This window comes from Kitasatospora sp. NPDC054768, assembly GCF_053612025.1.
Genome location: NZ_JBSHBN010000053.1, coordinates 28,056 through 52,542, shown reverse-complemented (window position 1 = coordinate 52,542; position 24,487 = coordinate 28,056). Strand labels below are relative to the sequence as shown.

The 24,487-nt window shown below is 75.1% G+C and carries 24 protein-coding genes; 15 read left to right on the top strand and 9 right to left on the bottom strand.

What is annotated here, in order from left to right:
* The 8 genes from ACWGKU_RS18230 to ACWGKU_RS18195 form a co-directional block, all read left to right on the top strand.
* Positions 1–833 (top strand): beta-ketoacyl synthase N-terminal-like domain-containing protein (locus ACWGKU_RS18230; protein ID WP_452191484.1); only part of this gene is annotated, 833 nt, incomplete at its 5' end.
* A gap of 11 nt (positions 834–844) precedes the next feature.
* Positions 845–1,462 (top strand): beta-ketoacyl synthase chain length factor, encoded by a 618-nt coding sequence (locus ACWGKU_RS18225; RefSeq protein WP_452177671.1) that lies wholly within the window; start codon positions 845–847, stop codon positions 1,460–1,462.
* A gap of 190 nt (positions 1,463–1,652) precedes the next feature.
* Positions 1,653–3,269 carry a class I adenylate-forming enzyme family protein gene (locus tag ACWGKU_RS18220; protein WP_452177672.1) on the top strand — a complete coding sequence of 539 codons (1,617 nt, stop codon included), beginning with the start codon at positions 1,653–1,655 and terminating at the stop codon, positions 3,267–3,269.
* Between the two features lie 73 nt (positions 3,270–3,342).
* The gene (locus ACWGKU_RS18215) at positions 3,343–4,599 is read left to right on the top strand and encodes a beta-ketoacyl-[acyl-carrier-protein] synthase family protein (protein ID WP_452191483.1); all 1,257 of its coding nucleotides are present in this window, start codon (positions 3,343–3,345) and stop codon (positions 4,597–4,599) included.
* A 160-nt stretch (positions 4,600–4,759) separates the two neighbouring features.
* Positions 4,760–6,730, top strand: coding sequence for a 4-hydroxyphenylpyruvate dioxygenase (hppD, locus tag ACWGKU_RS18210; RefSeq protein WP_452177674.1), 1,971 nt, complete (start codon positions 4,760–4,762; stop codon positions 6,728–6,730).
* Positions 6,727–7,860, top strand: coding sequence for a thiamine pyrophosphate-dependent dehydrogenase E1 component subunit alpha (locus ACWGKU_RS18205; RefSeq protein ID WP_452177675.1), 1,134 nt, complete (start codon positions 6,727–6,729; stop codon positions 7,858–7,860). Before hppD ends, ACWGKU_RS18205 begins: the two co-directional genes overlap by 4 nt.
* Positions 7,857–8,825 carry an alpha-ketoacid dehydrogenase subunit beta gene (locus tag ACWGKU_RS18200; protein WP_452177676.1) on the top strand — a complete coding sequence of 323 codons (969 nt, stop codon included), beginning with the start codon at positions 7,857–7,859 and terminating at the stop codon, positions 8,823–8,825. Before ACWGKU_RS18205 ends, ACWGKU_RS18200 begins: the two co-directional genes overlap by 4 nt.
* Positions 8,826–8,958: 133 nt before the next feature.
* Positions 8,959–9,747, top strand: coding sequence for a DUF3050 domain-containing protein (locus tag ACWGKU_RS18195; RefSeq protein WP_401048942.1), 789 nt, complete (start codon positions 8,959–8,961; stop codon positions 9,745–9,747).
* Between the two features lie 25 nt (positions 9,748–9,772).
* Here the strand turns inward: ACWGKU_RS18195 and ACWGKU_RS18190 are convergent, their stop codons facing one another.
* On the bottom strand, positions 9,773–11,122 hold the full coding sequence (locus tag ACWGKU_RS18190) for an acyltransferase (RefSeq protein ID WP_452177677.1): 1,350 nt from the start codon (positions 11,120–11,122) through the stop codon (positions 9,773–9,775).
* 420 nt (positions 11,123–11,542) lie between these two features.
* Here ACWGKU_RS18190 and ACWGKU_RS18185 point away from each other — a divergent pair, with 420 nt between their 5' ends.
* Both ACWGKU_RS18185 and ACWGKU_RS18180 read left to right on the top strand, forming a co-directional pair.
* Complete coding sequence (locus tag ACWGKU_RS18185; protein ID WP_387687483.1) at positions 11,543–11,917, top strand: DUF1304 domain-containing protein; 375 nt, start codon at positions 11,543–11,545, stop codon at positions 11,915–11,917.
* 75 nt (positions 11,918–11,992) lie between these two features.
* Positions 11,993–12,499 (top strand): hypothetical protein, encoded by a 507-nt coding sequence (locus tag ACWGKU_RS18180; RefSeq protein ID WP_401055092.1) that lies wholly within the window; start codon positions 11,993–11,995, stop codon positions 12,497–12,499.
* 84 nt (positions 12,500–12,583) lie between these two features.
* Here ACWGKU_RS18180 and ACWGKU_RS18175 read toward each other — a convergent pair whose 3' ends face one another.
* Complete coding sequence (locus ACWGKU_RS18175) at positions 12,584–13,924, bottom strand: streptophobe family protein (protein ID WP_401047841.1); 1,341 nt, start codon at positions 13,922–13,924, stop codon at positions 12,584–12,586.
* A gap of 208 nt (positions 13,925–14,132) precedes the next feature.
* Positions 14,133–14,576, bottom strand: coding sequence for a winged helix-turn-helix transcriptional regulator (locus tag ACWGKU_RS18170; RefSeq protein ID WP_380552351.1), 444 nt, complete (start codon positions 14,574–14,576; stop codon positions 14,133–14,135).
* Between the two features lie 134 nt (positions 14,577–14,710).
* Here ACWGKU_RS18170 and ACWGKU_RS18165 point away from each other — a divergent pair, with 134 nt between their 5' ends.
* The gene (locus tag ACWGKU_RS18165; protein ID WP_401047838.1) at positions 14,711–15,952 is read left to right on the top strand and encodes an MFS transporter; all 1,242 of its coding nucleotides are present in this window, start codon (positions 14,711–14,713) and stop codon (positions 15,950–15,952) included.
* Positions 15,953–15,974: 22 nt separating this feature from the next.
* On the opposite strand, the gene ACWGKU_RS18160 is transcribed toward ACWGKU_RS18165, so the two are convergent.
* A complete protein-coding gene (locus ACWGKU_RS18160; RefSeq protein WP_401047835.1) occupies positions 15,975–16,409 on the bottom strand; it encodes a DUF4259 domain-containing protein in 435 nt (144 codons plus the stop codon).
* Between the two features lie 121 nt (positions 16,410–16,530).
* Here ACWGKU_RS18160 and ACWGKU_RS18155 point away from each other — a divergent pair, with 121 nt between their 5' ends.
* Positions 16,531–17,358 carry a nucleotidyltransferase domain-containing protein gene (locus ACWGKU_RS18155; protein WP_401047833.1) on the top strand — a complete coding sequence of 276 codons (828 nt, stop codon included), beginning with the start codon at positions 16,531–16,533 and terminating at the stop codon, positions 17,356–17,358.
* The gene (locus ACWGKU_RS18150; protein ID WP_401047830.1) at positions 17,355–17,687 is read left to right on the top strand and encodes a hypothetical protein; all 333 of its coding nucleotides are present in this window, start codon (positions 17,355–17,357) and stop codon (positions 17,685–17,687) included. Before ACWGKU_RS18155 ends, ACWGKU_RS18150 begins: the two co-directional genes overlap by 4 nt.
* Before the next feature lie 22 nt (positions 17,688–17,709).
* Here the strand turns inward: ACWGKU_RS18150 and ACWGKU_RS18145 are convergent, their stop codons facing one another.
* The gene (locus ACWGKU_RS18145) at positions 17,710–19,320 is read right to left on the bottom strand and encodes an LCP family protein (RefSeq protein WP_452177678.1); all 1,611 of its coding nucleotides are present in this window, start codon (positions 19,318–19,320) and stop codon (positions 17,710–17,712) included.
* Positions 19,313–19,927, bottom strand: coding sequence for a DUF6542 domain-containing protein (locus tag ACWGKU_RS18140; RefSeq protein WP_401047825.1), 615 nt, complete (start codon positions 19,925–19,927; stop codon positions 19,313–19,315). Before ACWGKU_RS18140 ends, ACWGKU_RS18145 begins: the two co-directional genes overlap by 8 nt.
* A 267-nt stretch (positions 19,928–20,194) precedes the next feature.
* On the opposite strand from ACWGKU_RS18140, the gene ACWGKU_RS18135 reads away from it, so the two are divergent.
* Positions 20,195–20,401 carry an antitoxin gene (locus ACWGKU_RS18135; protein ID WP_359902610.1) on the top strand — a complete coding sequence of 69 codons (207 nt, stop codon included), beginning with the start codon at positions 20,195–20,197 and terminating at the stop codon, positions 20,399–20,401.
* Between the two features lie 71 nt (positions 20,402–20,472).
* Entirely contained in the window at positions 20,473–21,165 is a 693-nt protein-coding gene (locus ACWGKU_RS18130) for a lytic transglycosylase domain-containing protein (protein ID WP_452177679.1), read from the top strand.
* A 13-nt stretch (positions 21,166–21,178) separates the two neighbouring features.
* Here ACWGKU_RS18130 and galE read toward each other — a convergent pair whose 3' ends face one another.
* The 3 genes from galE to ACWGKU_RS18115 form a co-directional block, all read right to left on the bottom strand.
* Positions 21,179–22,195 carry a UDP-glucose 4-epimerase GalE gene (gene galE, locus ACWGKU_RS18125; protein ID WP_380552374.1) on the bottom strand — a complete coding sequence of 339 codons (1,017 nt, stop codon included), beginning with the start codon at positions 22,193–22,195 and terminating at the stop codon, positions 21,179–21,181.
* Between the two features lie 129 nt (positions 22,196–22,324).
* Positions 22,325–22,948 (bottom strand): hypothetical protein, encoded by a 624-nt coding sequence (locus tag ACWGKU_RS18120; protein WP_452177680.1) that lies wholly within the window; start codon positions 22,946–22,948, stop codon positions 22,325–22,327.
* Between the two features lie 1,024 nt (positions 22,949–23,972).
* Positions 23,973–24,458 (bottom strand): hypothetical protein, encoded by a 486-nt coding sequence (locus ACWGKU_RS18115; protein WP_401053924.1) that lies wholly within the window; start codon positions 24,456–24,458, stop codon positions 23,973–23,975.
* Positions 24,459–24,487 lie beyond the last annotated feature (29 nt).

The window sequence follows — 24,487 nt, the reverse complement described above, 5'->3', positions numbered from 1 at the left end:
GGCACAGCGACGAGCGCACCCGCGCGACCGCCGCCGCGGTGGCCGCCGGGGTCCGCGCCGACTGGGGCGCGCCGGGCGTCACCCGGGTGTACAACGGCGCCTGCGTGGCCGCCGCGACCGCCGTCGCCGACGCGGGCGCCCTGGTGGCCGCCGGACGGCACGAGCGGATCCTGGTCGCCGCCGGACACCTGGTCGAACCGGGCGTCTTCGCGGTCTTCGACGCCGGACGGGCGCTGGCCCGGGACGGCGAGGCGCGCCCGTTCAGCGCCGGCCGCACCGGCACCCTGCTCGCCGACGCGGCCGCGGCCGTCCTGGTCGAGTCCGCCCCGGCCGCCGAACGCCGCGGCGCGCCCGCCCTCGCCCGGCTGGCCGGCTGGGGCCGGGCCGGGGACGCCCACCACGTCTGCCGCCCGGACCCGGAGGGCGGCGGGGCGATCCGGGCGATCGGGGCCGCGCTCACCCGCGCGGGCGTCGACCCGGCCGAGATCGGCTACGTCAACGCCAACGGCACCGGCTCCGCCCTCGCCGACCGCGCCGAGGCCCACGCCCTGCGGCGGGTGTTCGGCCCGCACACCGACCGCCTGCCGGTCAGCTCCAGCAAATCCGTGCACGGGCACGCCCTGGAGGCCTCCGCGCTGCTCGAACTCGCCGCCACCATCGGCGCGTTGGGCACCGGACTGCTCCCGGTCAACGCCGGCTGGCTCGGCCCGGACCCGGACGTCGCACTGGACCTCGTCCTGGACGGCCCGCGCGCCGCCCGCCCCCCGTACGCCCTCAGCCTCAACTCCGCCTTCGGCGGCGCCAACACCGCGCTGCTGCTGGCCCCGGGATGACAGCCACCGCCATGACCACCCCTGCCGACCACACCCACGGACTGCGGATCCTCGCCGAGGCCCGCCACCCTGCACCGGGCCCGGACGGGCCCCCGCCACCGCCACCACTGCCCGGCTTCTCCGCCTCCGGCTTCAATCCGCTGGTCGCCGACACCGCCGAACGCTGCCTGCGCGCCCACCACGGCGAGCCGCCCGCACCCGGGCGGACCGCCCTGCTGCTCGCCAGCGCGAGCGGCGACCTCGAAACCGCGCGGGCCATCGAGCGCAGCGCCGAACCCGGGCAGCGGACCGGCCCGCTGCTGTTCTTCCAGTCCAACCCCAACGCCGTCCTCGGACACATCGCCGCGCGCTGGGGCCTGACCGGCCCGGTCGTGGCGATCTGCCCGGCCGAGGCCGAACCCGGCCGTGTCCCCGCCGAGGCGTTCGAACTCGCCGCACTGCTGCTCCAGGACGGCGACGCCGACCGGGTGCTGGCCGTGGCCGCCGAGCAGACGCCCGACGGGGACCTGGCCGCGGCCGTCCTGCTCGCCGGTCCGGCCACGGAATCCGGACGGGCCGAAACCGAACCGGCCGAAACCGAACGGACCGAACCCGAACGGACTGAACCCGCCGCCCGCCCCTGGCCGTAGCAATCATCGAGGCCCGGCGCCTGACGCAGCCGCACCCGGCACACCAGCGCCCCCGCCCGTCTCCGTCTCACTCCCGACATCCGCCGCCCGACGACGCGCGGCCGACCGCACCCGCCGCCCGTGCGGCCGCCCCTGCCACCCGATCAGCCGCCCGGGCCGTCCACCGGCCCCGAGGGAGGGATCCACCCCCGTGACCATCCGCAGCCTCCGCACCCAGCTCGCGGACGACCCCGACGTGGGCGCCGGCAACGTCCTGACCGCCCGGATCGCGCTCGGGCTCGACCTGGACGTGCCGTTGCTCAGCTTCGACACCCCGGTGGACGACCACCCCGCCTGGCAGCCCTTCACCCTGCGTGAGCTGGACCGCGCCGTCCGGGCCCGCGCCGCCGCACTGCACGCGCTGGGCATCACCCGGCGCGACCCCGTCGTGGTGTACGCGAGCGACGCCGCCGACCACGTGCTCTCCTTCCTCGCCCTGGCCCGGCTCGGCGCCGTCCCGGCCCTGCTCAACCCCAACCTGGACGGCGAGCGCGCCGCCCGCTACATCGCCCGCCTCGGCGCGGCCGGCGTCCTCGCCGACCCCGCCCACCTGGCCGCACTGGCCGGCCACGACCCCGGCGCGCCGCTGCTGCCGGAGATCTCCACCCTCGGCTCCGGCGACCCGGACGCCGCCCCCGAGCCGTACCGGCACTGGTCCGGCGACCCGGTGGCGATCACCCACTCCTCCGGCACCACCGGAATGCCCAAGGCCGTCGTCCACTCGCACGCGAGCCTGTACGCCGCGATCCGCCACCGGCTGCGGCTGCCCCGCCCGCAGGGCCAGGACCGGATGCTCAGCGCACTGCCCGCCCCGCACGCCGCCACCCTGATCGCCCTCAACCTCGCGCTCAGCTCGCACACCGAACTCGCCGTACTCTCCCGGCAGTCCGGCGACGGCGTACTGGAGGCCGTCGAGCGGTGGCGGCCCACCGGGGTGATCGGCTTCGCCGCCACCTGGGCCGACCTCGCCCGGCACGACCTCGCCGCCCGCGACCTGAACTCCGTCGCGCTCTGGTGGAACACCGGCGACTGCGCCCACGAGGTGCACATCCGCCGCCTGATCGCCACCGGCAGCCGGGAGACCGTCACCCGGGCCGGCCGCACCCGGCTGCCCGGCTCGCTGTTCGTGGACGGCCTCGGCTCCACCGAGATGGGCCACTCGCACTTCTTCATCACCCACGGCCCCGGCACCGAGCGCTACGGCCGCTGCGTCGGCCGCCCGCACGCCTTCGTCGACTGCGCGGTGGTCGGCCCGGACGGCGAGCCGCTCGGCCCCGGCGAGGTCGGTGAACTCGCCACCGCCTCACCCACCTTGGCGCTCGGCTACTGGAACGACTCGGCCACCACCTTCCGCACCCGGCTGCGCGGCCGCTTCCTCACCGGGGACCTGATGTACCGGGACGAGGAGGGCTACTACTACCACGTGGACCGGGCCGTCGACTCGGTCGAACTCGGCGGCGGCAAGCGGCTGTTCACGGCCATGTCGGAGGAGCGGGTGCTGGCCGCCTGCCCGGACGTGCTGGACTGCACGGTGGTCGCGGTACGGGACGGCGAGCGCGTGGTCACCGACGTGCTGCTGCTCCTCGCCGCGGACGCCGACCCGGCCGCCGACCGCACCGCGGCGGTCGTCGCCGCCCTGGACGAGGCCGCCGCCGCGACCGTCCGCAAGGTGTTGGCGGTCTCCCCCGACGACATCCCGCTCGGCCCGACCGGCAAGGTCCGCAAGGTCCTGCTGCGGGAGATCCACCTCGCGGCGGTGGGCGCATGAGCGAGCGGAGCGAACGCGTCGTCGAGGGGTGCGCGTCGCGCGAAGCGGCCGCCGAGCGGAACGAGGTCCGCGCATGAGCCCGCGCCCCGGTGCCGTCGTCACCGGCATCGGCCTGGTCTCCCCGCTCGGCCGCCGACCCGCCGAGGTGTTCGAGGCGCTGGTCACCGGCCGCTCCGGCCTGCGGGCCGTCCCCGAGGGCCACCCCGCGCACGGCTGGCTGCCCGCCGCCGGGATCGCCCCCGCCGTCGACGGCCGGGAGGTACTGCCGCCCACCGAGACCCGCTGCGTGGACCGCTTCGTGCTGCTCGCCCTGGCCGCCGCCGACGACGCGCTCGCCGACGCCGGCCTGGCCGTCGGCCGGGACTCCGACCCGCACCGCACCGCCGTGGTACTGGCCACCGGCGGCGGCGGACTGGAGACCTTCGAGCAGCAGTCGCACCGCCGGCTGGAACGCGGCCGGCCCGGCGTCAGCCCGTACCTGCTGCCCGGGATGCTCTCCAACATGGCCGCCGCCCGGATCGCCATCAAGCACGGCATCCGGGGCTACAGCTCCGCCGTGGTGACGGCCTGCGCGGCCGGCGCCCAGGCGATCGCCGAGGGGCTGCGGCTGATCCGGGCCGGGGACGCCGACGTGGTGGTGTGCGGCGGCACCGAGTCCTCGCTGCACCCGACCATCGCCGCCGCCTTCACCAACGCCCGTGCTCTGGCGCAGGGTTGGGATGAACCGGAGCAGGCCAGCCGGCCCTTCGACGCCCGCCGCAACGGCTTCGTACTGGGCGAGGGCAGCGCCGTCCTGGTCCTGGAGCGGGCCGAGCACGCCGAGGCCCGCGGTGCCGCCGGGTACGCGGACGTCCTCGGCTGGGGCGCCTCCACCGACGCCCACCACCCGACCATGCCCCGCCCCGACGGCACCGGCGCCGCCGACGCGATGCGCGCCGCACTCGCCAACGCGGGCCTGGCCCCGGGCGACATCGACTACGTGAACGCCCACGGCACCGGCACCAAGCTCGGTGACGTGGCCGAGACCGCCGCGCTGCGCGCCGTCTTCGGCGCGCAGCCGCCCGCGGTCAGCTCCACCAAGGGCGCCACCGGCCACCTCCTCGGCGCCGCGGGCGCGCTGGAGGCGGCGGTGACCGCCCTGGCGGTGGCGCGGGGGACGCTGCCGCCGACGCTCAACCTGACCGATCCCGACCCGGCCTGCGACCTGGACCATGTCCGGGGCGCCGCCCGATCCGCCCCGGTGCGCGCCGCGCTGAGCAACGCCTTCGCCTTCGGCGGCCACAACCTCAGCCTGATCCTCGGCCCGGCCTCCACCCGGGCCGGCCGATAGCGGTCGCCCAGTAACGGTCGCCCGACAGTGGCCGCCCACCGGCGGTGGCCCGAGTGCCGCCGGCCGGGCGCCGCCCGTCGGCGACCGCCCGCCGCCCACCGCCGCGCGGCGGCCCGCGCGCCGATCCCCGATCCACCGTTCCCTCCGGGGGGAGATCCCGTTGTCCATCCAGACCATCACCCACGTCGAGTTCCACTGCGCGGACGCCGACAAGACCGCGGCCGGACTCCACGCCGACCACGGCTTCACCGTCGACGCCCCGGCCACCGCGCCCGACGGCGCCCGCACCGTCGGGCTGCGCCAGGGCACCATCCGGCTGCGGCTGACCTCCGCCCCCGACCCGGAGCACCCGGTGGCCGAGTACGTCGCCCGGCACGGGGACGGCGTCGCCGTCCTCGCGCTCGGCTGCGCCGACCCGGCCGCCGCGCTGGAACGGGCCGAGCGGCACGGCGCCCGGGTGCTCGACCGGGCCGGCGCCCTGATCGAGGGCTTCGGCGACACCGCACTGCGCCTGGTGCCGCTGCCGGACGCCGGGCCCACCCCGGAGCCCCGCCTGCTGGAGGACCTCGACCACGTCGCGATCTGCCTGCCGGCCGGCACGCTCGCGGACGCCGTACGGTTCTGCGAGACGGCCCTGGGCTTCCGCACGATCTTCGAGGAGTACATCGAGGTCGGCGAGCAGGCGATGGACTCCAAGGTGGTGCAGAGCGCCTCCGGCGGCGTCACCTTCACCCTGATCGAGCCCGACACCACCCGCCGCCCCGGCCAGATCGACGAGTTCCTCGCCGCCCACGGCGGGGCCGGCGTCCAGCACCTCGCCTTCAGCACCCGCGACATCACCGGCGCCGTCCGGACCGCCCGGGAGCGCGGCGTGGAGTTCCTGAGCACCCCGGACGCCTACTTCGACGCCCTGACCGAGCGCTTCGGCGGGACGGCCATCCCGGTGGCGACCCTGCGCGACCTGCACGTCCTGGTCGACCAGGACCACGGCGGCCAGCTGTTCCAGATCTTCGCCCGTTCGACACACCCCCGGCGCACCTTTTTCCTCGAACTGATCGAGCGGCAGGGAGCGGGTACCTTCGGCACCGCGAACATCAAGGCCCTCTACGAGGCCGTCGAACGGCACAGTCCCACCGCCGACGACCGGCCCGCAGCCGTCGCCTGGCCCACCGCCGACGGCCGGCCCTCCCCCGCACATCCGAAGGAGGCCCTCCCGATGGCCGCAGCCTCCGAGTTCCGGCTCACCGAGGCCGAGCTCGCCCTGCTGCCCACCCCCGACGAGGTGGCGCACTACCGCGAGCACGGCTGGTACCTCTCCCGCAGGCTGTTCAGCGACGAGGAGCTGGACACCCTCCAGGCCGCCACCGAGCTGTACTACGCCGGCCACCGCGACCGCGAGCTGCCCGCCCGGCCGCCCCGGCTGGCCTCCTGGCGGCCCGAGGACGGGCCGGTCCAGCGGCACAACGACTACGTGCACTACGAGAGCGACGCGATCGGCGCGATCCTGCGCAAGCCGCTGATCGGCGCGGTGGCCGCGCTGCTCGCCGGTACCCAGGAGATCCGGATCTTCCAGTCGACGCTCATCTACAAGCCCCCGGTGCCCGAGGAGCCCAGCAACCGGGTGCCGTGGCACTTCGACAAGCACTACTGGCAGACCTGCACCTCGGACGAGATGCTCACCGCCTTCATCCCGTTCCACGACTGCCGCGAGGAGAACGGCACCATCACCATGGTCGACGGCAGCCACCGCTGGCAGGAGCTGCCCTCCGGCGAGGACTCCACCCGGCACTTCGCCGACCGCGACGGCTCCGAGCTGGAGGACATCCTGGCCGCCAACGCCGCCCACAACGGGCAGCGGGTGCGGAAGGTGCCGATGCTGATCCCGCGCGGCCACATGTCCTTCCACCACTGCCGCACCTACCACGGCAGCGGCCCCAACCTGGCCTCCCACCCGCGCCGGGCGATCTCGCTGCACCTCCAGGACAGCGCCAACGAGTACCGCCGGCACGACCGGCCGGACGGCGAGCCGGTGGTGTACAACCACGACGTGCTGGTGCGCCGCACGGACGACGACCGGCCGGACTACGCGGACCCGCTGTTCTGCCCGGCGGTCTGGCGGGGACGGCCGTGACCGCTCCCGCACGCACGACCGACGCGAGCGCCGGGCCGCCCAAAGGCCCCGGAGCACAGGCCCGCCCCGGCGCACAGGCCCGCCCCGCCCCGCTGGACACCCCCGCCGAGCGCTACCGGATGCTGCGGCTGATCCGCGGCTTCGAGGAGCTGGCGCTCGGCCTGGTCAAATCCGGCGCGATCCCCGGCGGCATCCACCCGTACATCGGGCAGGAGGCCGTCGCGGTGGGCGTCTGTTCGGCGCTCGGCCCCGACGACCGGCTCGCCAGCACCCACCGCGGCCACGGCCACGTGCTCGCCAGGGGCACCGCGCCGCACCGGCTGCTCGCCGAGCTCCTCGGGCGGGTCGACGGATCGAACGGCGGCCGGGGCGGCTCCATGCACGCCGCCGACTTCTCGCTGGGCATCCTCGGCGCCAACGGCATGGTGGGCGCCGGCGCCCCGATCGCCGTCGGCGCCGCCTGGGCGGCCCGGGCCGCTTCCTCCCCCGAACGGTCGGCGGCCGAACGGGTGACAGCCGACGGTCCCGTCGCCGGGCGGCCCGCGTCGGGCCGGACCCCGGTCGCGGTGGCCTTCTTCGGCGACGGCGCGCTCAACCAGGGCGTCCTGCTGGAGTCGCTCAACCTCGCCGCGATGTGGCGCCTGCCGGTGCTGTTCGTCTGCGAGGACAACGGCTATGCCACCACCCTGCCCGCCGCCACCGCCGTCGCGGGCAGCGCCACCGGCCGGGCGGCCGCCTTCGGCATCCCCGCCGAGGAGGTGGACGGCATGGACACCGAGGCCGTTCGCACCGCCGCGCTGCGCGCCGTCGAACGGGCCCGCACCGGCCGCGGCCCTGGCTTCCTGGCCTGCCGCACCTACCGCTACGAGGGCCACCACACCATGGAACGCCGGATGAAACTGCGCTACCGCTCCCCCGAGGAGGTCGGGGCCTGGCGCGAGCGCGACCCGCTCCCCCGGGCCGCCGCCCTGCTCGACCCCGCGACGGTCGCCGACCTGGACCGCGCGGTGGCCGAACAGCTCTCCGCCGCCGAGGAGTTCGCGCTCGCCTCGGCGCATCCGGACCCGGCGGGGGCGCTGGACCACCTGTACGCCGACGGGCTGCGGCCCCGGGCGGGGGTGACACCGTGACCAGGCTCTCGTACACCAAGGCGCTCAACCGGGCACTGGCCGACGAACTCGCCGCCGATCCGGCGGTCTGCGTCTTCGGCGAGGACATCGGCGCCGGTCTGGCCGGGCCGACCCTCGGCCTGCTGGACCGCTTCGGGCCGGGACGGATCGTCGACACCCCGCTGTCCGAACAGGCCTTCACCTCGATGGCGGTCGGCGCCGCGCTGGCCGGCCGGCGTCCGGTGCTGGAGTTCCAGATCCCGTCCCTGCTGTTCCTGGTCTTCGAGCAACTCGTGAACCAGGCCCACAAGTTCTCGCTGATGACCGGTGGCCAGGCGGCCGTCCCGCTGACCTGCCTGGTACCCGGCTCGGGCTCCCGGGACGGCTGGGCCGGGCAGCACTCCGACCATCCGTACAGCCTGTTCGCGCACGCCGGGGTGAAGACCGTGGTGCCCGCCACCCCGACCGACGCCTACGGGCTGCTGCGCTCGGCGATCCGCGACCCGGACCCGGTCGTGGTGTTCGCGCCCGCCGCCGCGATGCCGGTGCGCGAGACCGTCACCTGGGACCTCGTGCCCGTCCCGCTGGGCCGGGCCCGGATCCACCGGCCGGGCACCGACGTCACCGTGGTCGCCCTCGGGCACCTGGTGCACGACGCCCTCGCGGTCGCCGAGGAGCTGGCGCCGGACGTCTCGGTGGAGGTCCTCGACCCGCGCACGGTGTACCCCTTCGACTGGCAGGCGCTCGCCGACTCGCTGGAGCGCACCGGGCGACTGGTCGTCCTGGACGACTCCAACCGCAGCTGCGGCTTCGGCGCCGAGGTGCTGGCCACCGCCGCCGAGGAGATGCGCCTGATCGCCCCGCCCCGCCGGATCACCCGCCCGGACGGCGCCGTGCTGCCCTTCGCCCCGGCCCTGGACCGCGCCGTCCTGCCCGGTCGCGAGCAGCTGCGGCACGCGCTCGGCCTCGTGCTGAAGCACCGCTGACCGCACCCGCCCACGAACTGTTCGGCATCGAATTACAAAGATCACTGACGAGTACGCGCCAGAAACCGTACGATGATCGCGCAAGACCCCCGTAGACCCGTTGACTGTCCAACGAGCCCACCAAGGAGTCGCATTGTCCACGAACCGCTACCACTGGGACCGTTCGCACCCCGGCCTGAGCAGCCTTCAGCAGGCCATCGACCCGCTGCGCCGCGAGGTCGTCGAGCACTCGGTGTACCGCTCGCTCACCGGCATCGAGCGCGTCCGCACCTTCCTCGGCAGCCACGTGTTCGCCGTCTGGGACTTCATGTCGCTGCTCAAGAGCCTCCAGCGCGACCTCACCTGTGTGGACGTGCCGTGGGTCCCGAACGGCCCGACCGCCAGCCGCCGGCTGATCAACGAGATCGTCCTGGTCGAGGAGAGCGACGAGCTCGGCGAGGGCTACACCAGCCACTTCGAGCTGTACGTGGAGGGCATGCGGCTGGCCGGTGCCGACCCGCGCCCGATCGAGGAGTTCCTGGCCCTGCTGGGCGCCGGCAGCACCGTTCCGGAGGCCCTGAAGAAGGCCGAAGTTCCGCAGGCCGCCCTCGACTTCACCTCCACCACCTGGTCGATCGTGGAGAACGCGCCGGTGCACTGCCGGGCCGCCGCCTTCGCCTTCGGCCGCGAGGACCTGATCCCGGACATGTTCGCCCAGGTCATCCGGATCGACGACCCCGAGGGCGCGCTCACCGTCTTCAAGGACTACCTGGCCCGTCACATCGAGGTCGACGGCGAGCAGCACACCCCGATGGCGATGCAGATGCTGATCGACCTGTGCGGCGACGACCAGGACAAGTGGGACTCCTGCGCCGAGACGGTCCGCACCGCGCTGCGCGCCCGGCTCGGCCTGTGGACGGCGATCGAGCAGTCCTTCCAGTAGTCCTTCAGGACAGACCCCGGATCACCTAGATCACCTTGGGCAGGACGGCCGCCGACGCGGGCGGCTGATCCTCCGCCCGCCGGTAGCGGTGCAAAGCCGCCCGGCCCTCCGCCCCGCGTACCCGGGCGGCGAGCCGGGCCGGCAGCACCACGGTGGCCAGCCGGCCCTCGCCGCGGAACCCCTCCACCGCCCAACAGACCCAGGGAATCGGATAGTTGGCGGCAGGGCTGAAGAGCACCGGGCGCCTCCCCTGGAAACCCACCGCATAGGCGCCGAAGCCGCTCCAGTTGGAGAAGCTGAACCGGCGTGCCGCCGGGTCGAAGCCCAGCGGCACGCAGTCGCGCAGCCGCGGGCGACCGAGGGTCGCCAGGAACCACAGGTTGGCGCGGAGGTTGAGGTGCGCGGCGGGGAACTCCTCCAGCGCCGTGCGCAGCGCGCCCGCCAGCACCGCAGGCCCGTCCTCGGGCCGGTGCGGCAGATGGACCTCGCTCAGCAGGTTGCCCATCAGCGCGGGCGACAGGCCCAGCCAGCGGCGCACGTTGACCGGCACCGTCAGCATCCGTTCGGCCTCGTCCCCGTCCAGCTCCCGCAGGGTGCTCAGGAGGTGGGCGCAGAGCACGTCCCCGGAGGAGAGCCGGCGCCCGGCCACCGCACCGAACTCCTCGCACATTCGGGCCAGTTCGGCATCGGTGAAGGCGATCTGGACGAGCCGGTTGGCGCGCGGCCCGGCCGCCACCTCGCGGGCCAGCAGCTCCGCCTCCTCCGCCGAGGGCAGCCGGAAGCCGGGCCGGCCGCAGTCCTCGGCGGGGAGCACCTCGGCCAGCAACTCGTCCTGGTCGTCCACGAGTTCGGCCTCCGGCAGCGGCTCCCCCTCGACCGCCGCGGACCAGGCCCGCAGCAGCAGCATGAAGCTGTGCAGGTCGCCGATCGCGTGGTGCCAGGAGCAGCCGAGCACCGTGCCGCCGTCGGCCGTGCGGGTCACCCGTACGGTGAGCAGCGGGACGCCGCCGTCGCGCGCGGCGGGGGCGTCCAGCGGGGCGACCAGTTCGGAGCCGGGCGCCGTCACCCGGCCCATCGCCTCGGCGAGCGTGCCCTCCACGGTGTAGACCTCGAACGGCACGCCGGTGTCGTCGCAGACCACCTCCAGGACGCCCTCGACGGTGCGCAGGCGTCCGGCGAAGACCGGCACCCGCTCCAGCGCACGGGCCAGCCCGGCGGCGAGCCGGTCGTCGTCCAGCGGGTGCTCGAAGCAGAGCGCGACCGAGACGGCGAGGTCGGCGAGCATGGTGTCCATCAGTCCGCAGCGCAGCACCCGGCCGGTGGCCTGCCCGGCCCGGACGGTCCTGGATCTTCGCAACTGCGGCCAGATGCTCATGGGTTCCGTTCCGAAGCACTCGACGACTTCCGGCGACGCGCGATGCGTTCCGGCGACGCGCGATCCGCGGGCACGCCGAACGATAGTGGTGCGCGGAGGCAGTGGTCCAGTCCAATCCCGCACTCCGGAAGGGCTCTTCGACCGCCGCCGCGACCGCACCGGCGATAGAATGCGCACCATGGGAAAGCGTCCCGGCGCACCCGCCGCGCCGTCCCTCGCACGGGTCACCGGCACCGGATCGGGCCCGATCGGACCGGCCCGGGCCCACCTCGACGACCCGCCGCCGGCGCTGCGCGAGCAGCGGCCCGCCCGCGGTGCCGCGGCCGCCCGTCCGGGCCGATCCGGCCGCCCGGCGCCACCGCCCAGCCACTGTCACCGCCCACCCGCCTCCGTCGCCCCGCCAGGAGGGAGCCGTCCGCCATGAACGCCGTGAGCCAGGTCTTCGCCGTGGTCGCCGCGGCGATCCACCTGATCGTGTGGCCGCTGGAGAGCTTCCTGTACGGGCACCCGCGGGTGCGCCGCGTGCTGACCGGCAGCACGGCGGACGCCCCGGAGGTCCGGCTCTGGCGCGTCAACGTGGGCTTCTACAACCTGTTCCTGGCACTCGGCCTGGTCGCCGGACTGGTCCTGCTGCACGCCGGGCACCCGGGGGCCGGGCGACCGGTGGTGCTCTACGTCGCCGCGTTCATGGTCGCGGGCGGGATCACCCTGTTCGCCTCGGAACCGAAGCTGTGGCGCGGCGCACTCGGTCAGGCCGTCCCGGCGGCCATCATCCTTCTGGCCGAGGCTTTCTGACGCCGCACCACCGGTTTCGAGACCCTCCGGAAGGGCTACGATCCGCCTACCCCGCGACGGTCGCGGAGGCTGGGGGTGGCAGCAGTGGTCAGGATCCCGATCAGCGACCGGTACGTCGTCAGCCTCGGCTGCCGGGTGAGCGTCGAGCACGGGGCCTCCGTGACGAAGGTCAACTGGAGCATCGCCCACCTGCCGGAGGGCGGCTCGCCCCGGCCCACCGGTGGCGACCGGGAGATCGGCGTCATCTGCCCGCGCTGCCGGCGCTCCTTCTCCGTCCGGGTGGAGACCGCCACCAGGGCGCGGGTCAAGCGGCGGGTCCACCGGGCACTGGGCTGGCTGCTGGTGCTCTCGCTGCTGGTCACCGTCCCCCTGCTGATCCAGCTGGGCGGCCGGACCGTCGAGGAGGGCGACGACCAGGCGGTCGACAACTTCGGCATGCTCTTCGCCCTGGCCGCCGCGGGCGTGATCGTCGGCCCCTCGCTGCTGTTCAGCGCGAGCGTGCACGACGGCATCAAGAAACTGCGGCTGATCCGGGCCAACGGGCGGAAGACCATGTGGGTGCAGGGCCACCGGCTGTTCTGAGCCGGTCCGCGCAGCCCCTCACCCGGCGCCCCCTCGCCGCCGAGATCGCCGCCCCCCGCTTCCGTGCTCCTCGCCCGGCGCCCCTCACCGCGGATCCGCCGGCAGCTCGCCGCGGTGTCGCACCCGGGTGGCGAGCAGGGCGCCGAGCGCGCCGGTCAGCAGACCCCAGCCCGCCGCGAGCGGCACCGCCGTCCACAGCACCGGGCGCAGGGTGAGGCTGCCGCCGCCCAGCGCGGCCAGCGGGTTGTCGGCGCCGAGCACGGCGCCCAGCAGGTCTCCCAGACCGCCCTGGCCGAGGCCGACGCCGAGCACGGAGAGCCCGTAGGCGGCGTCCACCCGGCTCCACAGGCCCACCAGCAGCATGGTGACGGCGGTGGCGAGCGCGAACCGGACGGCGTGCTGGCGGAGCCGGACGGTGCGCGGCGCGCTGCGGGCCGCCAGGAAGGCGGCCGCGAGCAGCAGGACGGCGGCCAGCGGCAGCAGCCACCAGCTGGCGGCGCCCTGCTCGGCGAGGGTGTCGAGGTCGACGGTCGCCTGCCCGCCCCCGGGGGCGCGCAGCACGGCGCCGAGCGCCTTGGGGACGGGCAGGCCGAGCGTACCGACCAGCCGACCGTGCCACTCGGCCCCGAGTCCCAGGCCGAAGGCCGGCCAGGCCAGGTTCGGCAGCGCGAGCAGCACCACGGCCAGGGTCTGCCGGGCGTCGCCGTGCACGATCGCGGTCAGCACCCCGGCCACCGCACCGATCGCCAGGTACGCCAGCAGGACCAGCCAGAGCGCCGAGGCGGCCGGACGGACGGCGAGTTGGTGGCGCACCAGCCCGGGCGGCAGCGGGGCCCGCCGGGACACCGCGAAGGTGAGCGCGAGCACCAGCAGCAGCCAGGCCAGCCCGATGCCGACGGTGGTCGGGCCGTCCGCGTGGAAGCCGACCTCCGGGGTCAGCCCGAGCGCTCCGCCGATCGACTCCGCCAGGTCACCGCCGAGCGGGACGACGAAGCTGTGCCGGGCGCCGAGGGTCAGCAGCACCAGGGCGAGCGCCCAGAGCAGCACCGTCCGGCCGATCCGCCCGAGCAGTTCACCGCCGCTCGCGACCGCACGGAAGCGCAGCCCGCGCAGGAACACCTCGGCCATCGCGACCGCTCCGGCCACCGAGACACTCAGCGGCATCGCGCTGATCCCGGCCCCGACGGCCGCGAAGTCTCCCGCGCCGCCGTCGAGTCGGACGGTTCCCCCGACCGCGAGCGCGAGCGTCGCGGCCAGTACGGCGGGGAAGCCGCCGTCCGGGAGGTCGTCGGCGCCGGCCAGCCAGAGGCCGAGCGCGGCCACCGCCGCCATCGCGACCAGTCCGGCCAGCACGACGGCGAGCGCCTCCAGCCAGCCGCGTACGGCGCCGGGCGGGCCCGCGACCCGGGTGGTGGGCTGCTGCATGCCGCCTCCTCGTCGCTCGCGGGCCGTTCCGGGGCCCGGGGCGGGCGGGGCCTGGGCTCGATCGGCCCGATCGAGCCCCCGGCCGGCGCCCGGTGAGGTTTCCAGGGTGACCGACGACCGGCGGGCACGCTCGGCGACGCCCCGCACACCCGCTGTTGCGACGGGCGGGGCGGCGGGAGCGGCGGACGGGACGGCGGCGGCGGCGCGCCTAGGGCAGCAGCACCCTCGTGTCCTCGGGGCCCAGCACCCGGCCGTCCGCCGCGTGCACCTCGACCGGCGCGACGGGCGCGCCGGAGTCACGGTCCACCAGTCGCGCCCGGGGCTCACCCTCCTCGAAGAACCATTGGTCGCCCCACTGGCGCAGCGCCGTGATCACCGGGAACAGCGCGCGCCCCTTCTCCGTGAGCACGTACTCCTGGTACGGGCTGCCGTCGGCGGCCGGCGCGAGGTCGAACACGCCGTTGGCGACCAGGTTGGCCAGGCGGGTCGACAGGATGTTCTTGGCCAGGCCGAGGTTCCGCTGGAACTGCCCGAAGCGGCTCAGCCCGTCGAAGGCGTCACGGACGATCAGCAGCGTCCAGCCGTCGCCGACGACGTCGAGCGGACGGGCGACCGGGCAGGCCGATTCCTCGTGCGTGGTGCGTTTCGGCACTTCTCCCACCTCTCAGCCCTCACCGGTCGGCGCCCAGCCTACCGACCAGGACGTGGTTGCTTATTAAAACCAGGCTATGCCATGGTGTCGCGGTAGCACTTTGAAACCACCGTGCCCTTCGAGGGAGCCCGCCCATGACCTCTCCCGCCCGCACAACCGCCTCCACCACGGCCACCACCGCGGACACGCCCGGCATCCCCGGCGGAGCCCCGTCGCGCGGCCTGTCACCCGCCGTCGCCTGGCTGCTCTCCGTCGCCTGCGGCCTCGCCGTGGCCAACGTCTACTACTCGCAGCCACTGCTCGACCTGATCGCCCGGGACTACGGCATCGACCCGGCGACCATCGGCCTGGTCGGCACCCTCACCCAGACGGGCTACGCCCTGGGCCTGCTGCTGCTCGTGCCGCTCGGCGACCTCGTCAACCGCCGCACCCTGATCACCTCCCAGCTCGGCCTGTCCGTCCTCGCCCTCCTCGCCGTCGCACTCGCCCCCTCCGGTCCGCTGTTGCTCGCCGCGATGGCCGCCGTCGGCGTCCTCGCGGTCGTCGCCCAGGTGGTCGTCGCCCACTCCGCCCAACTCGCCGCCCCGGCCGACCAGGGCCGGGTGGTCGGCACCGTGACCAGCGGCATCGTGATCGGCATCCTGCTCGCCCGAACCGTCGCCGGAACCATCGGCGACCTGGCCGGCTGGCGGGCCGTCTACCTCGTCTCCGCCGTCGCGACCGCCGCCATGGCCCTCGCCGTCGCGGCCGCCGTCCCCTCCGAACGGCACCGCACGGCCGAGCGGATCGGCTACCCGCGCCTGGTCGGCTCGGTGTTCGCGCTCTTCGCCCAGGAGCGCGTGCTCCGCACCCGGTCCGTCCTCGCCCTGCTCGGCTTCACCTCCGTCACCGTGCTGCTCACCCCGATGGTGCTCCCGCTCGCCGCACCGCCGTTCAACCTCAGCCACACCCAGATCGGGCTCTTCGGCCTCGCCGGCGCCGCCGGAGCGCTCGGAGCCGGGTACGCCGGCCGTCAGGCCGATCGCGGCCGGGCCGAACGCACCGCCGGAATCGGCCTGGTGGCCATGCTGGTCGGCTGGCTCCCGGCCGCACTGCTGCCGCACTCGGTCTGGTGGCTGGTGCTCGCCATGGTGGTGATCGACTACGGCCTGCAGTCCCTCCACGTCGCCAACCAGCACCTGCTCTACCAGCTCCGCCCCGAGGCGCGGAGCCGCCTGACCGCCGGCTACATGCTGCTCTACTCCGCCGGGTGCGGCGCGGGCGCGATCCTGTCCACCGTCGTCTACGACCACGGCGGCTGGACGGCCGTCTGCCTGCTCGGCGCCGCCACCAGCCTCACCGCGCTCGGCTACTGGTGGACGGCGGCCCGCACGTGACGGCCGATCGCCCCGGGCCCGCTCAGCTCCCGGCCACCGGCGCGTCCGCCGACGCCGCCGCGGCCAGGACCGCCCGCAGCTCCAGGATGCCCTCGCGCCAGGCCGGACCGCTCTCCGTCTCGTCCCACAGCTCCGCGAGCTCCGACTCCGCCGCCACCACCCGGTCGAGCGCCGCCACCGCGAGCGGGCGCAGCTCGGCCGCGAGCGGCGGTATCGGCTCCTTCGGCCCGTAGGCCGTGGTCACCGCCGCCCCGCCCGGGCACTGCGCCGCCACCAGCGCGGCGGCGGCGACCGCCTCCACCGCCTCGTCGGAGTCCAGGAACTCCTCCGCCCCGACGGCGCACAGCAGCGCGGACCGGAGCAGCGCCTCGCGCTCGCCCGGCGCCGCGTCGTCCAGACCGCCGCCGAAATCCGCCGCCGAGTCGTTGTCGAAGTGCCCGATGTCCCAGGTGCCCATGCCGATCCCCTCACGCCTCTCGTGTTCGTGTGCGTCGCATGCTTGCACGCCCCACTGACAATCCGCCGGGCCGTCGGATAATCGCTGGTCACCACGGGTGGGAGTGGGGCAGAGTGCCCCCATGACCACCACTCAGGGGCTGGACCGGGACGGCTGCATCGCACGGGAGGGCTCGCTGGACCGCGTGCCGCCCGCGTTCGCGCCGGTGGTCACCGCCGCCCGCGAGCGGATCGCCGCGGCCTTCGGCCCCGACCGGCTGCACAGCGCCTACCTCTACGGCAGCGTCCCGCGCGGCACCGCGACCCCCGGCGTCTCCGACCTCGACCTGCTGCTCGCCCTGCACCACGCGCCCACCGCCGCGGACCGGGCCGGGGCCGACGCCCTCGAAGCCGCGCTCGACGGCGAGTTCGCGCAGGTGAACGGGGTCGGCGTGGTGCTCGCCGGCACGGACACCCTGCTGAGCGAGCTCGAACGCCACGACCTCGGCTGGTTCGTCGCCTGTCTCTGCACCCCGCTGCTCGGCGAGGACCTCGCCGCCCGGCTCCCCCGCTACCGCCCCACCCCGCTGCTCGCCCGGGAGACCAACGGGGACCTCGCCCTGTTCCTGCCGCGCTGGCGCGAACGCCTGGCCGCCGCCGACACCGCGGCCGACCCCGAGGCCGAACTGCGCCGCCTCGCCCGCGCCGTCTCCCGCCATCTCGTCCGCACCTGCCTCACCCTGGTCATGCCCCGCTGGGGCGGCTGGACCAGCGACCTCGCCGCCTCCGCCGAGGTCTTCGCCGGCTACTACCCCGAGCGGGCCGCCCAGGCGCGCCTGGCCGTCACCGTCGCCCGCACCGCCGCCACCACCGCCGACCGGGCCGCCCTCACCGTGCTGGTCGACGACCTGGGCCCGTGGCTCGCCGCCGAGTACGCCGCCGTCCACGGCGTGAAGGCGCCCCGCCCGTGACGGCGCCGGAGCACCCGCTGCTCCGGGAGGTCTTCCCGGACCTGCTCGGCGAACTGGTCGACCTCCTGGAGGAGGAGGGCGAGCACGAACTGGCCGTCGCCGCCCGGAGCCTGCGGCTGGTCGCCGAGTGCGGCTGCGGTGACGGCTTCTGCCAGAGCTTCAGGACGGAACCGCGCCCGGACGGTCAGCCCTACGGCCCGGACCACCGGTGCGTCCCACTCTCGCCGGCCCACGGCATGCTCGTCCTGGACGTCGTCGGCGGGCGGATCGTGTACGTCGAGGTCCTCGACCGGGAGCCGCTCCGGGACACCCGCCCCGACCGGGGCTGAACTCCCCGCCGCCGGCCGGGACTCAGTCCACGCACGGGATCCCGCCCGCCTTCACCGCCGGGCCCTGCATCGGCAGCCCCGCCGCCGGGTCGGCGGAGGGATCGCCGGCCGCGGCGGCCGGGGGGACGGCCGTCGGCGCGGGGGTGCGGGAGACGGCGAGGGTGAGCAGGATGCGCCCCGCGGGGACGGCCGACGAGAAGAAGGCGTTCACCCCGTAGCGGGCGGCGAGGTGTTGTGCGTCGGTCTTGGCCCCGGACCCGTACGCGACGGTGGTGGCCCGGGTCCTGGCCGGGGCGTCGCCGATCCGGCCCGCCTGGTAGCCGAGTTCGGCCAGCGCCCTGGACTCGTCGGCCGCCGCGCCCGCCCCCGCGGTCGCGTTGACGTCGACCACCGCCTTGGGCGCCGTGCTCGGGGTGGCGGAGGGCGACGGGGCCGGTTCCCCCGGCCCGTCCCCGGGCGGCGCGGCGGCCGGCGGGGCCGGCGCCGGCTCGTGGTTGAAGAGCTGCCGGACGATCTTCCTGATCAGGTCCGGGTTGACGGTGTTGACCTCCTGCCCGCCGACCGTCCTGAAGCCGCTGATCGGCAGGGTGTTGAACTCCACGTTGCCGCCGGTCAGGTTGGGCGCCTGCTGGGCGAAGTCGAGGATGTTCCACTCGTTGTCGATGACCACGTCCTTCTTCACCACCGCGAACAGCTTCTGCATCTGCCCGAGGTCGTTCAGGATGCCCTGCTGCTTGAGCTTGTACTCGACGGAGGAGAGGAACGCCTGCTGCCGGTGGGTGCGGTCGAGGTCGCCGTTGGTGAGGTGGTGGCGCTGGCGGACGAAGGAGAGTGCCTGCGCGGCCTTGAGGGAGCTGATCCCGGCCGGGAGCTTGAGGCCGGTGCCGCCGCCCTCGTGGGTGGCGGTCCGGGCGATGATCGGGTCGTCCACCGGGTGGTTGAGGCAGACCTGGATCGGCTCGACCGCCTTGGCGATGTCGTAGAAGCCGATCAGGTTCACCTCCGCGAAGTGGTCGATCGGGACGTCCAGGAGGCTCTGCACGGTCTGGATGGTGGCCGAGCGGCCGGCCTCGCGGCTCTGCCGCTCCAGCAGCGCCTTGGAGAGCCCCTTGCCGGCCAGCTTCTGCTCGGCGGCCTCCTTGGCGATGCCGTACGCCTCCTTGATCTTGTGCATCCTCCCGTCCGCGCCGACGGTCTGCACGTAGTCGTCGCGCGGGACGGAGAGCGCGGTGACCTTGCCGCCGTTGGCCGGGATGTGCAGCACGATCAGGGCGTTGGTGTTGTACCCGCCGATCCCGCTGGAGCCGGCGTGCAGTTCGTCCTCGACGAACTGCTTGGGCAGGTCGTTGCCGTCCATGTCCTTGCGGCTGTCCAGGCCGATCAGCAGCAGGTTGACGGACTTGTCGAGGTGCGGCGGGGCGTTCTTCTTGGCCTCGCTCAGCGCGGAGGACTTGACCATGCCGTCGTCCAGGCTGCGGTACTCGTACCAGGTGAAGCCGCTGGCGCCGAGCACGGCGACCGAGACGGTGCAGGCCAGGGTGCGCCCGGCGACGGTCAGCGGGGCGGCGGCGCGGCGCGCGGCCTGCCCGCGCTGACCGCGGCCGCCGGTACGGCTGTTGCCGCGCTCAGCCACGGCGGCCCCTTCCGACCGGGGCGGCCGTCCGGCCGGTTCGTCGGCGCTGCGGCACCACCCGGCGGCGGGTCGGCACGGCGCGGACCGCGACCACGGCGAGCGCCACCGCGACGGCCGCGGCCATCACCGGGAAGGCCCCGACCACCCAACGCAGCGCGCCGGTGCCGAGGTTCTTCCCCTGGTACGTCCCGGGGTGCGCGAGGTACTCGACGCCCGAGGCGGTGAGCAGCACCACGACCGGCGCGGCCGTCACCACCCACCACCGGCCCGTCCGGCTGCACAGCAGTGCGGCGGCCGCCGTCCCGAGCACCGAGCCCACCGCGAAGAGGAGGCTGACGCCCGGTCCGTCGACCTCGTCCGCGACCGCCCCGAGCAACGGCAGCCCGACCGCCGAGAGCACGGCCGCCGTCCCGCCGCGACGACGCGCCTGCTGGCGACGGCGGGCCGCCCCGGGGCGCGGTGTCCGGGCCGCCCCGGGCGCCGCGGGGCCCGCGGGGCTCCCCGGACCGCCCGCACCGGCCGCCCGGGAGCGCTGCGCGGGCAGGGCGCGGTCCTCGGTGCGCGGTCCCGCGTCCTGGTACGGCGTTCTCGCCCGCTGACCGGCCATGCGCACTTCCCTCGATCGTTGCGGCCGCGGCGGAGCGATCGCGCCGCCGCGCGTGCCGGGACGCCTTCGGTCCTGGTGGCGTCCTGGTGGGGACCCCACCCTCTACATCGCTGTAGAAGATGGCCTGAGCATACGAACCCATTTCAGCAAAGTCATCCGCCGTCACCCGGCGGCGACGAACCGCCTGGTGGGCCATCGTTAGGATGGTCACGATCCCCGCCACGTCGGCACACCATCAGGAACGCATCAGAGGAGCAGAGCGTCACCATGTTTGAGAGTCTGAAGAACCTCGCGGACAAGGCCACCGACCTCGCCCGCGAGCACGGCGACGTGATCGGGCAGGGCCTGGACAAGGTCGGCGACGCGATCGACGACCGCACGGACGGCAAGTACAGCGGGCAGATCGACACCGGCGTCGAGAAGGCGAAGGACTTCCTGCGCAACCTCGACGGCGACCAGAAGCCCGCCGAGTAACCTGCCGCAGGGAGCGATCAGCCGCACGGCGCTCGAACGGGCGCACGGGCGAACGGGGAGGGGCGGCAGCCGTGAGCGAGGAGAAGAAGGGGTCCGGCCGGGGACGCTGGCTGGTGATCGGCGTCGTGGTGGTGGCCGGACTGGGTCTCGTCCGCGGCAACGGCCACGACGGCGCGGCCTCCGCCGACCCCTCCCCGACCGCCGCCTCCGGCCCCTCCCCGGGCGCCGCACCGTCGGCCGGCTCCTCCGCTCCGCCGTCGAAACCCTCGAAGCCCTCGGGCCGCTACGACCCGGCCGACTACGCGGCACCGGTCCGCCAGTACGCCGCCGAGGCCGGGGTCAACCCGCAGCTGCTGATGGCGATCCTCTACAACGAGGCGTACAAGCCGCACGACCCCGAACTCGAACGGGCCTGGCAGCGCGGCAAGCCGGACGCCTCGTTCGGCATCGCCAACATGCACCGGGCCGCCTTCGACGACACCAAGCCCGGCCGCCCGTTCGCCTCCCGGCAGTGGGAGGAGCTCCCGGACGACCGGAACCTGGCCGTCCAGGCGGCCGCCTGGCACCTGCACGACCTCGCCGCGCAGCTGCCCGCCCGCCCGGGCGTGCCGCTCACCCGGGACGAGCTGGTCGCCCTCGGCTACAACGCGGGCGCGGGCAACATGCTGGCCTTCGCCCGGGGCGTCAAGATCGGCTCCCAGGCGCAGTCCTACCTCGACCGGCTGCGCGACAACTGGTCGAAGTCCGGCGAGGCCGTGGCCTGACAGCCTCCGGCGGTCAGCTGACGCCGATCCGGGCGGACCAGACCCTCCGCCAGGCCAGCGCGTCGGCGACCCCCTCGGCGATGCCGCGCCGCGGCTGCCAGCCGAGCAGGTCCCGTGCGGTGTCCACGACGGCGTAGCAGCCGATCACGTCCCCGGGCCGCGGGCCCGCCTCCCGCACCTCCAGGCCGGTGCCGACGGCCTGTTCGAAGGCGGCGATCAGTTCCCGCACGGTGGTCCCGTCCCCGGTGCCGACGTTGATCACCCGGTAGCGGTCCGCCACGCCCGGGGCGATCACCTCGTCGAACCGGAGCAGCGCCGCGACGTGCGCCTCGGCGAGGTCCTGGACGTGGATGTAGTCGCGGATGCCGGAGCCGTCGCGGGTCGCCCAGTCGGTGCCGGTCACGGTGAACGGGGTGCCCGTGGTGTGCGCCTCGATCAGCTTGCCGAGGGCGTGGGTGGGCCGGAGGTCCTGGAGGCCGGTGCGCAGCTGCGGGTCGGCGCCGATCGGGTTGAAGTAGCGCAGGGCGATGACCCGCTGGCGCTCGGCGCCCTCGCCCCGGGTCCAGTCCTGGAGGACCTGCTCCATCATCTGCTTGGTGCGCGCGTACGGGCTCCCGGCGTCGACCGGGCTGCTCTCGTCGACCCGGGCATCGGGGGTGGGGGCGTAGATCGAGGCGGAGCTGCTGAAGACGACCCTGGTGCAGCCGTGGCGCTGGAGGGCCTCCAGGAGTTCGACGGTCTTGGCGACATTCTCCCGGTAGTAGTACAGCGGCTTGGCCACCGACTCCGGTACGACGATCTTCGCAGCGCAGTGCACGGTGGCGTCGATGTCGGGGTGCTCGGCGAAGATCCGGTCGAGCAGGGCCGCGTCGGCGATGTCGCCCCGGTAGAAGACCCGGTCCGCGACGAACTCGGTCCGGCCCCGGGACAGGTCGTCCAGCACGACCGGGGTGATCCCCCGGTCGAGCAGGGCGGAGGCGACGGTGCTGCCGATGAAACCCGCCCCGCCGGTGATCAGGACCTTCTTCATGCGCGGACGCTCCCTTGCGGTCGTCCGGGCGCCCGGTGGCGCCCGGTGACCGGAAGGGACGTCGGTTCGCACCCGGCCGGTTCCACCGCGGGTGCGTCCCCGTTCCCGGGGCGGGCGGTTCCGGGCGGCTCAGCCCCGGTGACGGCGCAGCCAGAGCCCGGTGGCGACCAGGACGACGGCCGCGCAGGCGGTGCCGATGGCCGCCCAGGCGGTGGCGTCGGAGGTGGTCGCGTGGGCGGGGCCGGGCGAGGCCTCCCGGGCGGAGACGGGGGCGGCGGTGGTCCCCGCCGCACCGGTGCTCTCCCGGTGCGGGGCGGGGGTCACCCCGGCGGACCGCGGCGAGGCTTCGGACAGCGCCGTGGGGGGCGCCGGGTCGGCGATCGCGACGGTGTCGACGTCGAGCTCGCGCTCGCCGTGCCCGAGGGCGGGGAAGGCGCAGTCCACCGTCACCCACCAGTGCCCGACCGGGAGGACCTCCCGGGTGGTGTACGTCCCCGGGCGGCCGGGGACGGTGACCAGGCGCCAGGGCCCGACGGTGCGGCCGTCGGAGGCCGTCGCGAGGAGCGTGCCGGCGAACTCCCCGGTCACCGGGTCGTGGTCGTTCTCCCAGGTGGCAACGGTGCTGACACGGCCGTTCTGCTGGCCGGTGACGTCCAGGTGGACGCTGTCGCCGTGGGCGGCGGCGGGTACGGCCGCGGACAGCAGGGCCGCGGCGGTGAGGGCGAGGGCGGCGAGGTGGGGGCGGGTTCGCATACGGGAGGGTCCTCGGGGCGGTGTGGGGGGGCAGGGACGCTGGTAACGGCCGGCGCCGGGAACGGCTGCCGCTGGGTGGGGGGCGGGCGGTACCGGGCCGACGGGACAGCCGGCCTGCGGGCCACGCGGCGCGCGGGCGTCGGCGGGGGGGGTGGGAGGGTGGGGCCGCGTGCCGTGTCGGGGGCAGCGTCCGCTGGGTAACCGCGCCAGCGGTCTTGGGCCCCGGGGGCTTCGGTGCCGCCACGGCCGGGCGCGACGGACCTGCCGGCCTGCGGGCCTCGCGGCGCGCGGGCGTCGGCGGCTCGGGTCGAAGGGTCGGCCGGCGTACGGGCCGACCGGTTTTACGGGCTCACAGGAACAGCCTTACCCCGAACGGCTCACGAGGTCTTCGACAGCGACCAGTTCTGGTAAGGGCTGCCGCTTCGCCTGTCACGGCTCCGGCGGCCGGCCGCCGCGGTACCGCCGCGCTCCGGGCCCGGGCACCGGCGCGCCGCCGTCCGCGGTGAGGGCGGCCCCGCGGCCGGCTTCGGCGGGTGGTCGCGTCCGGGCGGCCGCGTCGGCGCACGGCTGCCGGTCGGGGCGCCGGACCGGGAGTGCCGGGCGGGCGCGGCCCGTCGCATCAGGTCGGCGGAATTCGGCGCGATCTGGCTGATGGACACCGCATGGGGTGAGCCTGCGCTCCTGCGCCGGCGGAGCCCGCCGCCCGGGTGCCCCATCGCGTTCCCTCCTCGTGCGACGACGACCCGCGCGTCCCCGCGGTGGAGGGGGCCCGGGTCTTCCGACACTCCGGAGAGCGGGAGGGGCGACCGGGAATAACAGAAACCTCTTGCAGAATTCCCCGGACGGTTCGGTTCGACGGTCCGGTTCGACGGTCCGGTTTGATCGCCGGGTTCGATCGCCCGGTTCGGCCGGACCGCGGTCGGGCACACCGGACCCGCCCCGGACGGCGGCCGGGGCACCGCGCAGGCACCCGGACTGGCCTCCACCGAGCCGAATATGACGGCTCGTCAGGCCGACCGAAGGGTCAGGCCGCGGCCTTCACCGGCTCCACCCCGAAGGCCGCCACGCCCACCCCGGAGCGCACCGCCGCACCCGCTCCGGGTCGCACCGCCTCCACCGCGCCGGCGCCGCAGCCCCCGTGCAACCGGGCCAGCCCGGCCGCCAGGACGACCCGGTCCCCGGCGAGCCAGAGCCGCAAGGCCGCGGAGAGCGCGGCGCTGGCCGGCCCGGCCGCGGGACCACCGGTCCGTACGAGCCGCTCGCCGAGCAGCGGCAGCAGGTCCGCGACCGGCGCGGGCAGCCACAGGGTGAGCGCGAAGGGTGCCGGCCTGGCCAGAACGCGCAGCAGCGGCAGGCCGCAGGCGTCGTCGTGCAGTGCGGGGATGACCTCCAGCAGCCCGTCCACCGCCACCTCGGAGACGTCGCCGCCGTGCCCGCGCGCGAGGTCGCGCAGCAGTGCCCGCTCGGCGGCGGTGATCCGGACGGTCAGCATGACCTCGTCGCAGTCCATGGTCCCGGCCCCTGTCGTGGAGAGTTCGT

Coding starts and splice junctions, on each gene's coding strand:
- ACWGKU_RS18225 (WP_452177671.1), top strand. CDS start 845: ATGACCACCCCTGCCGACCACACCCACGGACTGCGGATCCTCGCCGAG.
- ACWGKU_RS18215 (WP_452191483.1), top strand. CDS start 3,343: ATGAGCCCGCGCCCCGGTGCCGTCGTCACCGGCATCGGCCTGGTCTCC.
- ACWGKU_RS18190 (WP_452177677.1), bottom strand. CDS start 11,122: ATGAGCATCTGGCCGCAGTTGCGAAGATCCAGGACCGTCCGGGCCGGG.
- ACWGKU_RS18185 (WP_387687483.1), top strand. CDS start 11,543: ATGAACGCCGTGAGCCAGGTCTTCGCCGTGGTCGCCGCGGCGATCCAC.
- ACWGKU_RS18175 (WP_401047841.1), bottom strand. CDS start 13,924: ATGCAGCAGCCCACCACCCGGGTCGCGGGCCCGCCCGGCGCCGTACGC.
- ACWGKU_RS18165 (WP_401047838.1), top strand. CDS start 14,711: ATGACCTCTCCCGCCCGCACAACCGCCTCCACCACGGCCACCACCGCG.
- ACWGKU_RS18160 (WP_401047835.1), bottom strand. CDS start 16,409: ATGGGCACCTGGGACATCGGGCACTTCGACAACGACTCGGCGGCGGAT.
- ACWGKU_RS18155 (WP_401047833.1), top strand. CDS start 16,531: ATGACCACCACTCAGGGGCTGGACCGGGACGGCTGCATCGCACGGGAG.
- ACWGKU_RS18140 (WP_401047825.1), bottom strand. CDS start 19,927: ATGGCCGGTCAGCGGGCGAGAACGCCGTACCAGGACGCGGGACCGCGC.
- ACWGKU_RS18135 (WP_359902610.1), top strand. CDS start 20,195: ATGTTTGAGAGTCTGAAGAACCTCGCGGACAAGGCCACCGACCTCGCC.
- galE (WP_380552374.1), bottom strand. CDS start 22,195: ATGAAGAAGGTCCTGATCACCGGCGGGGCGGGTTTCATCGGCAGCACC.
- ACWGKU_RS18120 (WP_452177680.1), bottom strand. CDS start 22,948: ATGCGAACCCGCCCCCACCTCGCCGCCCTCGCCCTCACCGCCGCGGCC.
- ACWGKU_RS18115 (WP_401053924.1), bottom strand. CDS start 24,458: ATGGACTGCGACGAGGTCATGCTGACCGTCCGGATCACCGCCGCCGAG.